This window comes from Vreelandella neptunia (assembly GCF_000712975.1).
GTDB classification, from domain to species: Bacteria; Pseudomonadota; Gammaproteobacteria; order Pseudomonadales; family Halomonadaceae; genus Vreelandella; species Vreelandella qaidamensis.
The window spans coordinates 191650-204084 of the sequence record NZ_JHQL01000001.1; the positions used below are offsets into that span (position 1 = coordinate 191650).

A 12435-nucleotide genomic window follows, 5' to 3' on the forward strand; every position below is an offset into this window, starting at 1 on the left:
GCTGCTATGTATTGGGTGCATCACCGTTAACTCAACAATAACAACTGCACATGGGGTACCCGCTATGTCAACGATAAAGGCACAAGGCCCGCAAGCCGCCACGGCAACTGTTCAAGGGTGGCTTCGCGATTTTGATGCTGCTCTTCAAGGCCAGGATGTTGAGCGCGTGCTGTCTCTGTTTGGAGACGAGTGCTACTGGCGCGACTTTCTTACCTTCACCTGGAATTTAAAAACCTGCGAAGGCAAAGATGAAATTCAGGCCATGCTCAATGCCACGCTCAATAACGCACAGCCTACGGATTGGCAGTTAGACGGCGAAGCCACTGAAAATGGCGACATCTATGATGCGTGGTTTACTTTCAAAACAGCGGTTGCCAGTGGTAAAGGCTATTTGCGTCTTAAAGAAGGCAAGTGTTGGACGCTGTTAACGACCATGCAAGCGCTGAATGACTACCCTGAGCAGTGCAATCACCATCGCCCAAAAGGGGCCGAACACGGTGCCAATAAGCAGCGTGAAACGTGGTTAGAGTCACGACAGCGTGAAGAAGCGGAGCTTGGCTACACTCGGCAGCCGTATTGCGTGATTATTGGCGGCGGCCAGGGTGGCATTGGCTTAGGCGCACGGCTAAGGCAGCTGGGCGTGCCAACGATCATCATTGAGCGAAACGAGCGCGCGGGAGATTCCTGGCGTAACCGCTATAAGTCACTCTGCTTGCACGATCCAGTGTGGTACGACCACCTTCCCTATATTCCATTCCCAGATAACTGGCCTGTGTTTGCCCCTAAAGACAAAGTGGGCGACTGGTTGGAAATGTACACAAAAGTGATGGAGCTCAATTATTGGAGTTCCACTGAGTGTCAGAATGCTAGCTATGACGAGGCCGCAGGGGAGTGGGTGGTTAAGGTTAAGCGCAACGGCGAGGAGATCACGCTACGACCCAAACAGTTAGTGATGGCTACCGGTATGTCTGGGATGCCCAATGTGCCGACATTTCCAGGGGCAGAAAGTTTTGAAGGTGAGCAGCAGCACTCTAGCCAGCACCCAGGGCCGGATGCCTATAAAGGCAAGAAATGCGTCATCGTGGGCTCAAATAACTCGGCCCACGATATTGCCGCAGCGCTGTGGGAGCACGATGCTGATGTCACCATGCTGCAGCGTTCATCGACCCATATTGTGAAGTCGGATTCGCTGATGGAAGAGGTGCTAGGGCCGCTTTATTCGGAAGAGGCGGTGGCAAGTGGGCTAACCCATGAAAAAGCCGATCTGGTGTTTGCCTCGATTCCTTACAAGGTGCTGCCAGATTTTCAGCGCCCCGCCTTTGAGGCGATTAAAAAGCGCGATGCCGAGTTTTATCAGAAGCTTGAGAACGCAGGCTTTATGCTTGATTTCGGTGACGATGAATCGGGGCTGTTTTTGAAGTATTTGCGCCGTGGTTCAGGCTATTACATTGATGTAGGGGCTTGCGATTTGGTCGCCAGTGGCGACATCAAACTGCGCAGCGGCGTGGGCATCGAACGCATTAACCCGCACTCCATCACGCTGACAGATGGCAGCGAGCTTGAGGCTGACCTGATTATCTATGCCACCGGTTATGGCTCGATGAATGGCTGGGCGGCACGGCTTATTTCTCAAGAAGTGGCCGATAAAGTCGGTAAGTGTTGGGGGTTAGGTTCCGACACCACTAAAGACCCCGGTCCATGGGAAGGTGAACTGCGCAATATGTGGAAACCCACTCAGCAAGAGGCACTGTGGTTCCATGGCGGCAACCTACACCAGTCGCGGCACTACTCACGCTATCTAGCGCTGCAGCTAAAAGCCCGTATGGAAGGGTTAGACACCCCTGTTTATGGCCTGCAGCCAGTTCATCACAGAGCATAAGAGAAGGAGTAGCAAATGAGTGAGTCAACCATGCAGGCAGCGGTTTGGTACGCAGCGAAAGACCTTCGTGTTGAGCAAATGCCAATACCAACGATTAACGACCCTCATGAGGTAAAGGTCAAAGTAGCGGCGTGTGGTATTTGTGGTAGCGATTTGCATGAGTACGCTGCCGGGCCGATTTTTATTCCAGTCGATAAACCACACCCCATTAGCGGTGAACAAGCACCGATTATCATGGGTCATGAATTCGCCGGTGAAGTGGTTGAGATAGGTGACAACGTAACGCGGGTTAAAGTGGGGGATCGCGTTGCCATAGAGCCGATTCTTTCACCCAATAAGGATGGCGCTTATCAAATGGAGCGCTATAACCTCACGCCGCTATTGGGCTTTCATGGCCTTTCCGGCGGCGGCGGTGGCTTCTCGGAGTTCACCGTGATGGGTGAGCACATGGTACATAAGCTGCCGGATGACCTCAGCTTCGAACAAGGGGCACTAGTGGAACCCGCGGCGGTTGCCTTACACGCGGTGCGCCAAAGCAGTTTAAAAGCGGGAGATAGCGCGGCAGTGTTTGGCGCAGGCCCAATTGGGTTAATGACCATTGAAGCGCTGAAAGCTGCGGGTGCCGCTCAAATTTACGCCGTTGAAGTCGCGCCTTCACGTAAAGCCAAAGCTGAAGCACTTGGTGCAATTGTGGTTGACCCGCAGCAAGAAGATGCCGTGGAGAAACTGCAAACGTTAAGCAATGGCGGCGTTGACGTGGCGTTCGAGGTGACCGGGATTCCGGCAGTGCTGAACCAGTCGTTGCATAGCACCCATGAAGGCGGCGAAGTGATTGTGGTGAGTATTTGGGAGGGAGAGGCAAGCTTCCAGCCGAATGACCTGGTCATTAAAGAGCGCACCATGAAAGGGATTATTGCCTATCGCCATGTTTACCCAGCGGTAATGGCGCTTATGCAGCGTGGCTACTTCCGCGCTGAAGATATGGTGACCCAACGCATCCCGCTAGCGGATATTGTCGAGGAGGGGTTTGAAGCACTACTAAATGACAAGGCGCAGGTGAAAATTATCGTCACGCCTTAATCCAATAGCTGCGTTAATCACGCTAGGTTGACGCATTGTGAGGCAGAGGTGCCCAAAAATGTGCAGTGCTGGTGCATTTTATTTGCTGCAATGCGTCGTAACACTTTTGAAAACCAGTAATTTTATATTAAGTAATTGTTTTAATTGAGTTATTAAAAAATTGGCACGCAGATCGCTATATATTAAGTAAGCAGCAAATGAATAGAGTTGATAGATGAACTAGGTCTCTCTCCCTTCTTTGCTACATCGCCCCAGCTTGTGCTGGTAAGCGATACACCGAGTGAGCTGGCGTGCTCCACCTGGGTCCCCTTCGGGGGACTTTTTTTATGCGCCCGACCTAAATGTCGGGCGTGTTGTGTTTGAGTTATGGGGTCAGGTTTTGCTGGCTGTTCTCCGTCACGACAATGTTATCTTCAATACGAATGCCGCCACAGTTGGCTAGCAAGTCAACGAGGCTCCAGTTGATCGGTAGCGTTTTGTTGCGCAAGGGCTCTAATAGCATTGGGATATAGTAAAACCCAGGCTCTATGGTTACTACCATGCCAGGGCGCAGTGTACGGGTTAAACGTAGCGCTGGATGCTGTTCAGGAGCAGGGGCGAGTGTTCCGTCTGGATGACGCAGCCCTGCCACATCGTGAACCTGTAATCCCAACGAATGCCCTAATCCGTGTGGGCAAAAGGCCCGCGTAATCCCCTCATCAACTGCCTGTTCTGCACTGCCCTGGAAAAGATCATTGGCAATAAGAATATCTGCCAGCAAACGATGCATTTGCTCATGTAGCGCAATGAACTCCACGCCTGGGGCAACGCTTTCTACCAGCGTATCTTTTAACTGATTAATATCATCAATTAAGTTGCGATAGAGGCTTGGCGCGTCAGGTCCAGCATAAGTGCGTGTAATATCCGCGCAGTAGCCGCGAAAACGGCGTCCAGCGTCAACCAGCAGGCTATGTCGCTTCGTAGGGCTGCTTAAGTCGTAGTGTTGGTAGTGTAATACGCCTGCATGGTTATTCAGCCCAATGATGTTCTGATAGGGAACATCGGACTCCCGCTGTCTGCTGGCAGCCAAGTACGCCAGTTGAATATCTAACTCAGCCGATGCGCCAATAAACGCCGCCTGCGCTGCTTGATGTCCTGCCATGGCGAGCCGGTTAGCTTCACTCAAACAGGCAATCTCATAAGCAGTTTTAAACATGCGTAGTTCGTCTAGAGCGTTAACCAGCGGTTGCGGTTGGTACTGTGCGTCTAGCGCGAGTTGTGTGGTGGGATCAATATCACCGATCACAGCAGCGCGGCCAGCTAGCGTTGGTAGTGGTTTTTCGCTACACAGTTGAATATCAAACTCAGTAACCCACGGCTCTTCAGGCAGGTGGGTAGGCAAATGCCAGAAATCAGCTGGCGCATACAGGTGTAGCTGCGGGCGTTTTTCCGGTTGAATTACCAGCCAGCTGTGCTGGATGTCGGCCATGCCTACCCAGTGCATAAAATGGCCGTAGGTTTGGAAGGTGGGTGCTTGATCATCGCCAAAGTGTGGGTTGGCGTGGCCGCTGTAAATGGCCACGCTATCGAGACGGTGACTGGCTAACAGGTCTGTATAGGCTTGCTGTAAATGTGCTAAGTGGTCGCGCTGCAAGTTAAACAAAGAAGCTGACATTCAGGTGGGGTCCTTTTTTAATGGCGGCTAGACTAGGATCTTAGAGTTCGTTATCAAATTAGGCGTTGGTGCTCATCGCTGGTTTAACTGCGTGGCGGAGCGAGCTCACTCCACAAGCTATCCAGCTCGGCGTGATGCTGGTTCTGGTGACGGTATAGGCGCAGCTCCATCGGTACGTCCCAACGGCTATCGCCTGCTCTAACTAATGTTCCGTTGGATAGCTCAGCAGCTATGTTGCGTTCGGGTAACCAGCTCATGCCATAGCCAAGAAGAACCAACTCTTTAATGCCCGCCGCATAGAGGTTTTCACTTTGCGCCGTGAGGTAGGTACTCTGCGGTAGACGAGCAAGGTGCGCCTTTACCGCTGAGCCTAATAAGCCCCGCTTTGGATAGGCCAGCCAAGGCGCGGGCTGCTGGCGTGAGCCGGGTAGCAACGCGCAAGGTGCGCCATTCATATCTAGGCCTGTGACAGGAATCAAGCGTTCGTGACCAATGACCCGATACGTGCAGGCACTGGTATCAATATCTAAATCGCACCGCCCGATGGGCCAATAGCAGATAGCTAGATCGCACTCTGCCCGGCCAAGCGCTTGAAAATAATCGCTTGCTACCCAGCCAGTTGCGCGTAAATAGGGCTGAATACGTTCTTGCCAGCCCGTAGACGCAAGCCATTCTGGCAAAAACTGCGGGAGTAGACTTTGCGGAGCAGCCACCATGATACGCCGTTGTTGTCCGGCGCTGATTTCACGCACGCGGTCACGCGTCAAGCGCACGCGATCGGTTACCTGCTCGCAAAGCGTCAGGAACTCTTCTCCCGCGGGGGTCAGCGAAAGTGGCAACGTTTGCCGGTTGATCAGCGTTACGCCCATCTCTTCCTCTAGCAATTTAATGCGCCGTGAAAAGGTGGGCTGTGTAACATGCTGCTCATCCGCTGCGCGGGAGAAGTGTCGCGTTCTGGCCAGGGCAATAAAGTCTTCTAGCCAGCGAATTTCCATGTCTTACCTCGCAGTGATGCCAAATATAGTCCTGTTGTTGAAACTGGCGTCATAGGCGGCCTTCTTCAACAGCGTGGCACGCAACACGAGTGCCGTCATCTTGGGTTTGCAGGGCGGGAATTTCCTGGTGGCAACGGGCGTTGGCGTAGGGGCAGCGGCCATGGAATACACAGCCGCTTGGTAAGTTGACCGGTGTAGGCACTTCGCCGGTAAGACGAATATGCTGCGGGCGATCATCTTTTAAGCGCGGAATTGCGGAAAGTAGCGCCTGGGTATAAGGGTGACGTGGTTTAGCAAATAGTGTTGCTGTCGTTGCCACTTCACATACGGTGCCTAAATACATCACGGCTACCCGGGTGCCAAAGTGCTCAACAACGGCTAAATCGTGGGTGATGAATAAATAAGTTAGGTTACGCTCTTGTTGCGCTTCCATCAGCAAGTTGAGCACTTGGGCTTGGATAGACACGTCCAACGCTGAAATAGGCTCGTCGGCGACGATAAATTCAGGATCAACGGCTAGGGCACGTGCAATGGCGATACGCTGGCGCTGGCCGCCGGAAAATTCATGCCCAAAACGCTTGCCCCAGTCGGGGTCAATGCCTACTGAACCCATAACGTCTTGAACCTTTTCAAGTATCTTTTCACGGTTCCAGTTTGGGTGGTGTAGGCGCAGCGGTTCTTCCAGCGTCTGCTGAATTGTCATCCGGGGGTTGAGCGATGCGTAAGGGTTTTGGAAAATCATTTGCATGCGCTTGCGATAAGGCAAGAGCTGGCGCGAGCTTAAGTTGTCGATGCGCTGTCCGTCATAGCGAATCTCACCCTCTGTGGGGGTGAGTAAGCCCATAACTGTTCTGGCAACAGTGGATTTACCACAGCCAGATTCACCCACTACACAAAGAGCTTCGCCGCGCTTGATATCAAGGTTAACACCGTTAATCGCGTGAACATGCTCTTGGTGACGAACTAGCTTGCCGCCTTTAAAGCGCAGCTGTTCCAAAAAATCCCCTGATAAAGAAAAACGCTTTTTTAGCCCTCGAATTTGCAGTAGCGATTCACTGCTCTCTTCGTTTTGAGTGGGCGTCGTTTGAGTAGACGACTTGGTTTGAGTAGGCATAGCTTGATTCGGCGACGTACTAGGGGTTTCTACCTGAGCACTCATTGTGTTTCCTCCTTCAGGCGACGATCTTCAAGCATTTCAGCCACCATATGGCAGGCAACACGGCAATTGCCGGATTCGACAAATTCAGGTACTTGCTGGGTGCAGGCAGGGCGTGGCTGACCATCTGCTCTATTGATGAAGTCGCAGCGAGGATGAAATGCACAGCCACTGGGTAAGTTAGAGAGTGACGGCATGCTGCCACGGATCTGATTGAGTTTTTCGCCGGGTGTCGCCATTTGTGGTAATGCGTTGATCAGCCCTTGGGTATAGGGGTGCTGCGGATCATTGATAATTTCCCGCGTGAGGCCTTGTTCAATAACACGACCTGCATACATAACCAGCATACGCTGAGTGACCTGACTCACGACACCCAAGTCGTGAGTGATAAGAATCAAGCCCACATTGTGCTGTTCACATAGCTCAAGCAGCAGTGCCATGATTTCCGCTTGGATGGTCACGTCCAGGGCGGTAGTCGGTTCATCGGCAATGATAATATCGGGGTCGAGCAGCAGGGCGATGGCGATGATAATACGCTGACGCATACCACCAGAAAGCTCGTGGGGGTATTGATCTAAGCGTGTTTCTGGTGACGGAATCTGAACTTGGCGCAATTTATCCAAGGAAATAGCGCGTGCTTCTTTGGTGGAGATACGTCGATGGGCTTTTAGGCACTCGACCATCTGTTCACCAATTGAGAGCACGGGATTTAATGTCATCATCGGGTCTTGGAAGATCATCGAGATGCGGTTACCACGTACTTTGCGCAGACCGCGCTCAGACATGGTGTTAAGCGTCTGACCTTCAAATTTAATGCTGCCACCCGCTATAAAGCCGGGTTTAGCGATCAGGTTAAGCAGTGAGAAAGCGGCGACGGATTTACCCGCGCCAGACTCGCCCACGATGCCTAAGCGTTCGCCGCGTTCCAGGGTGAAACTAACATCACGTAATGCGCGCACTTCCCCTTGGCGAAGGGCAAAACGAACGTCGAGTTGGGAGACTTCAAGTAGCGCCATGGTGTCCTCAGCCTTTGTAGAGTCGTGGGTTCATGACATCGCGCAGCCAATCGCCCAATAGATTGATAGACAGCACCAGCACAATGAGTACCGCACCAGGAATTAGGGTGATCCACCAAGACCCCGACTGTATATAGTCAAAGCCTGATTTAATTAGCGATCCAAGCGATGGATGGGTTTCAGGCATACCCAAACCTAAAAACGACAATGCGGCTTCTGAAATAATGGCGTTGGCAATTTGCACCGTCGAGATAACAAAAATCGGTGAAAGCGTATTGGGCAAGACGTGTCGGAACATAATGCGCTTGCTGCGTAGGCCCATGACCCGTGCGGCATCGACATACTCTTTATTTTTCTCAGCCAGCACCGAAGCGCGCACCGTACGTGCATACTGAGGCCACTCGGCCAACCCAATAATCAAAATAAGCATGAGCACGGCATATTGGCTGTAAAACGCGCTGCCCATGGTGGCTTTCACCAGTGCACCCACCACGATAGCGACCATCAGGGTGGAAAATGACAGCTGGATATCAGCTAAGCGCATCAAAAAAGCATCGATGCGACCGCCTAGGTAGCCTGCCATTAAGCCGAATGTTACGCCGAGCAGTGCTTGAAGTATGACCGCGCCAAAACCAATCAGTAACGATACGCGGGTGCCGTAGAGAATAATCGACCATAAATCGCGCCCCTGGGCATCGGTGCCTAAGCTGTAACGCTCATCGGCTCCCTCAATCCAAAAGGGCGGTAACTCAGACGACATAATATCGATATGACGTAGATCATAAGGATCAGTGGGGGCTAGCAAGGGCGCTGCAAACGCTGCAATCACCAAGCAAATGAATACTGCGAGGCATAGTTGAGCCGTGCGGTCACGTTTAAAGCTGTACCATAAATAAGAGTCGCGCAGGCGTTCCCAGCGGCTAGGTGCAGTCGTTGTTGTGGGCGTTGTCATGCGGGCTTACCTGTCAGTTTTACGGTGGGGTTCACGAAGCCGTAGATCAAATCCACAATGGTGTTCGTCACCACGAAAATGACGCCGACAATCATCAGGTAGGTAACGATCAGTGGTATATCGGCTCGGTTAATTGCATCAAGGAACATCAGTCCCATGCCCGGCCATTGGAAAACGGTTTCTGTCAAAATGGTGTAAGCCACCATGGTACCAATCTGTACACCGCCAACGGTGATAACTGGCAGCATGGTGTTTTTAAGCGCGTGAACAAAGTAAACACGGCGCATTGAAATGCCTTTGGCACGGGCGTACTTCACGTACTCTGACTGCAGTACTTCCATCATTTCCGCGCGAATCAGGCGGATAAACAGCGGCAGCATAATAGATGCGAGTGAAACAGCGGGGAGTACCAAATGCTGTAAACCATTCCACGTGGCTAAGTTGGTGTCCCAGTGGCCTACCACATGCACTAAATCATAGCCGCGGCCAAAGGATGGCATATTACCCTCTGTCGATAGCAGGTCATTTAGCCAAACTCCCCAGCTGGTACTTTCAGGAAACAGGGTGACGGTGATACCAATCGAGAAAATCTGAATCAATAAAATGGCGGTCAAAAACACCGGTATTGAAATGCCGATAATGGAAGCACCCATAAAAAAACGCGATATGAAAGAGCGAGGTTTTATAGCGCTGTAAACGCCAATGGGCACAGAAAAAAGCACAATAATAAGCGTGGCCGCAAAAACGAGTTCGAGAGTGGCAGGCAAGTGACGAGCAATTACTTCAAGCGCAGGTTCGCGGTAGAAGTAGGAGTACCCGAAGTCGCCTTGCACCGCATTTTTCGCAAAGCGTGCATACTGAACTAGAAACGGATCATTTAAGCCTAAGCGTTCGCGAATGGCTTCACGTTCGCTTTCGGGGACCGACTGTCCGACCATCTGCTGTACAGGGTCACCCAGGTTATCCTGGATGGCGAAGGCCAGTACACTGATGACAAACATCACCAATATCGCGTGCATCAGGCGCTTGATTAAAAAAGCAATCATGGCGTACGCCACCTATGTCATAGGTTTAATAGAGAATTAATTGCAAGTAAGGGTTGAGCTTATGGTGAGGCTGTTAACCACATAAAACGCTTCGTTCCCCAGGGGGCTAGGGAACGAAGCATCCTTGCACGTGTAAAAGTAAGCGTGGAAATTAGCGATTAATGATCAGGTCACCTAGGTAGGGGAAGTCGAGGGCGTTAACAACCGGCTCGATTTCAATGCCGTCAGCAGCACCGTAGGCGAGGTTTTGCCAATGCAGCATGATGTAGCCTACGTCCTCATAAAGCATAGCTTCGGCTTCACTTAGCATCTCATTGCGTTTTTCTAGGTCGGTTTCACTATCTGCTGCTGTTACAAGCGCATCAATTTCTTCGTTACAGTAGCTGCCGTAGTTGTATTGACCAGCGCCAGTCTCTTCATCAATGCAGAAAGAGAGGTACTGGAAGAAGTTGGCGGTATCTTCGGTATCAGCGTGCCAGCCAATCATTGCTATGTCAGATTCGCGGGTATCGTATTCGGGCCAGTACTGAGCCAGCGGCATGGTGCGCAGATTAACGTTAATGTTGATCTGAGCCAGCATATTAGCCACTGCTTGAGCGATCTGGGCATCGTTTACATAGCGGTTATTCGGCGCGATCATGTCAACGCTGAATCCCTCTTCATAGCCCGCTTCTGCCATTAGCTCTTTAGCGCGTTCAACGTCGTAACGCGGTACTAAATCAGGATTGTGACCAGAGTAGCCCTCCGGAGAAAACTGTCCTGCTGGTGTGGAAAATCCACGCATTAGGCGGTCAGCAATGGCTTCTTGGTTAATTGCCAGGTCAACGGCTTGGCGAACACGCGCATCCTGGAAGGCTTCAACGCGTTCTTCGTTGAGCTGGAAACCAATAATGCGTGTACCGGCGATTTCAACTAAATGAGCATCGTTAGCCTCACGTACACGATCTAGGTCGTTAGGCGGTACGGCATCGATGAAGTCAACGCCGCCTGACAGTAGTGCTGCCACGCGTGAAGCGTTTTCAGCAATAGGCGTCAGAATAATTTTAGAGACATTACCTTCGCTATCGGTATCCCAGTAATCTTCAAAGCGTTCAAAATCAACTCGAACACCTTGGCGGCGTTCAGTGATAATAAAAGGACCTGTGCCAGAAACGTTACGCGATGCAAATGAGTTGCCCGCTTTTACGATTTCTGCTTTTTCATTGCCGTCATCAGTTTCACCAGTGTAGAACTCACTATCCATGGGGAAAATATAAGTGGCAAGGTTGAGCAGTAGTGGGTAGGGCTCCGTGGTTGTAATTTCGACAGTGTAATCATCAACTGCTTCAGCGCTGGCAACGGGCTCAAAAATGGCGCGATAATCGGGGCTTTCTTTCAGACGTTCGATGGTCCACACCACATCTTTGGCGGTGAATTCGTTACCCGAGTGGAAGGTGACGCCTTCTCGCAGCGTCATGCGTGTAGTGGTTTCGTCTACTTGTTCCCACTCAGTCGCTAAGCGCGGCTCGAATTGAAAATCTTTTGTCCAACGTACCAGCGGATCAAATGCTAAGTGGGAAAGGCGCAGCATGCCGCCAGATAACTGCTCATGAATATCAAGTGTTTCAGGATCGGCTGAGTAACCAATGCGCAGGGTTTCTGCACTAGCGGTCATTGGCAACATTGCCGTACCCGCAACCACAGCACCAATGACAGAAGCCAATAGTGTTTTTTTAAACGTCATAATGTTTCCCTTTGTATTGTTTATTGTTCACCTTGCCGGTTAAACCTAGCGCGTATACACGCCAAATGTTTTTAAAAACCAGCAAAACAGACACGGTCAGCTTATAAGCTGTCTAACAACCTAATGCTCTTAAAACCTAGACTAAACATAGAGAGTTGGGGTTGCGTCATACAATCGAAATAATGAGAGGTATCATTCGTCTGCTGAATGACAGGGCTGGGTAGGGTCTTGGCTAGAGGGAGGATTAGACGAAGGTGGGGTAAGATGAAAGCCGCTACTCGGCACTTTAGGCCAAGAGCGGCAAGCAAAAAAGGGGCTTAAGCGAAGTGTTGGTGTAACCAGTGGTTAATAGCATCTGACTCGTAGAGCCACTCTTCCTGTCCATTTTCATGATTAATTTTAAGGCAAGGAACTTTAACCTTGCCCCCGCCTTCTTGCAGGGCTTTTTTATGGGCGGGATCTAACTGAGCATCACGCAATTCGATATTTAGGCCCAGTCGTGCGATCTCTTTACGTACTTTGATACAGAAAGGGCAGGTACGGAATTGATAGAGAGCCAAGCGTTGACAGGCGGCATCGACTTTTGCCTGCTCTTCCTCACTACGCTCGACGGATTTTGGCGTTGATAGTTTCTCCGATATCAACATAACGGGGGCTAAAATCAGGCGAACACCTTTAAAGAAATAGCGAATCAAAACACGCATTGTAAGCTCCTCGGCAACACTAAGATGGGTCAGCAGTAGGATGTGTATGTATGATCGTATTTAAAAGATCATGAGCAAAAATGTAGCCGCATCCTGCATCAAGCTGGACGTTTTGTCACTTCTGAACGAGCTTTTGCCTAGTTTTAAAGCCAACATCTGCCTTGAACTAGATGAGCAAGTTAACGTTGCATGCTAGTCTCACCAGCCTAGTTAACTAGTTAAGTAAGGAG

Annotated in this window: 10 protein-coding genes; 2 read left to right on the plus strand and 8 right to left on the minus strand. The window is 51.0% G+C overall.

Features of this window, described 5'->3' with window-relative positions; genetic code table 11:
• The first annotated feature begins 64 nt into the window (after positions 1-64).
• Both CR46_RS0100865 and CR46_RS0100870 read left to right on the plus strand, forming a co-directional pair.
• Entirely contained in the window at positions 65-1879 is a 1815-nt protein-coding gene (locus CR46_RS0100865; RefSeq protein ID WP_030069190.1) for an NAD(P)/FAD-dependent oxidoreductase, read from the plus strand.
• A gap of 15 nt (positions 1880-1894) precedes the next feature.
• The gene (locus tag CR46_RS0100870; RefSeq protein ID WP_269556836.1) at positions 1895-2959 is read left to right on the plus strand and encodes a 2,3-butanediol dehydrogenase; all 1065 of its coding nucleotides are present in this window, start codon (positions 1895-1897) and stop codon (positions 2957-2959) included.
• 364 nt (positions 2960-3323) lie between these two features.
• On the opposite strand, the gene pepQ is transcribed toward CR46_RS0100870, so the two are convergent.
• The 8 genes from pepQ to CR46_RS0100910 all read right to left on the minus strand — a co-directional run bounded on the left by pepQ (position 3324) and on the right by CR46_RS0100910 (position 12205).
• Positions 3324-4613, minus strand: a complete 1290-nt coding sequence (gene pepQ, locus CR46_RS0100875) for a Xaa-Pro dipeptidase (RefSeq protein ID WP_030069195.1) — start codon at positions 4611-4613, stop codon at positions 3324-3326.
• An 83-nt stretch (positions 4614-4696) separates the two neighbouring features.
• Positions 4697-5608 carry a LysR family transcriptional regulator gene (locus CR46_RS0100880; RefSeq protein ID WP_030069198.1) on the minus strand — a complete coding sequence of 304 codons (912 nt, stop codon included), beginning with the start codon at positions 5606-5608 and terminating at the stop codon, positions 4697-4699.
• A gap of 49 nt (positions 5609-5657) precedes the next feature.
• Positions 5658-6722 (minus strand): ABC transporter ATP-binding protein, encoded by a 1065-nt coding sequence (locus tag CR46_RS0100885; protein ID WP_030069201.1) that lies wholly within the window; start codon positions 6720-6722, stop codon positions 5658-5660.
• A gap of 41 nt (positions 6723-6763) precedes the next feature.
• Positions 6764-7780 (minus strand): ABC transporter ATP-binding protein, encoded by a 1017-nt coding sequence (locus tag CR46_RS0100890; RefSeq protein WP_030069203.1) that lies wholly within the window; start codon positions 7778-7780, stop codon positions 6764-6766.
• Between the two features lie 7 nt (positions 7781-7787).
• Positions 7788-8732 (minus strand): ABC transporter permease, encoded by a 945-nt coding sequence (locus CR46_RS0100895; protein WP_030069206.1) that lies wholly within the window; start codon positions 8730-8732, stop codon positions 7788-7790.
• A complete protein-coding gene (locus CR46_RS0100900; RefSeq protein WP_030069209.1) occupies positions 8729-9778 on the minus strand; it encodes an ABC transporter permease in 1050 nt (349 codons plus the stop codon). The genes CR46_RS0100895 and CR46_RS0100900 overlap by 4 nt, the downstream gene beginning before the upstream one ends.
• A 151-nt stretch (positions 9779-9929) precedes the next feature.
• A complete protein-coding gene (locus CR46_RS0100905) occupies positions 9930-11501 on the minus strand; it encodes an ABC transporter substrate-binding protein (RefSeq protein WP_030069211.1) in 1572 nt (523 codons plus the stop codon).
• Between the two features lie 317 nt (positions 11502-11818).
• Positions 11819-12205: a glutaredoxin family protein gene (locus tag CR46_RS0100910; protein WP_030069214.1), complete on the minus strand. Its 387-nt coding sequence runs from the start codon at positions 12203-12205 to the stop codon at positions 11819-11821.
• Between the last annotated feature and the right edge of the window lie 230 nt (positions 12206-12435).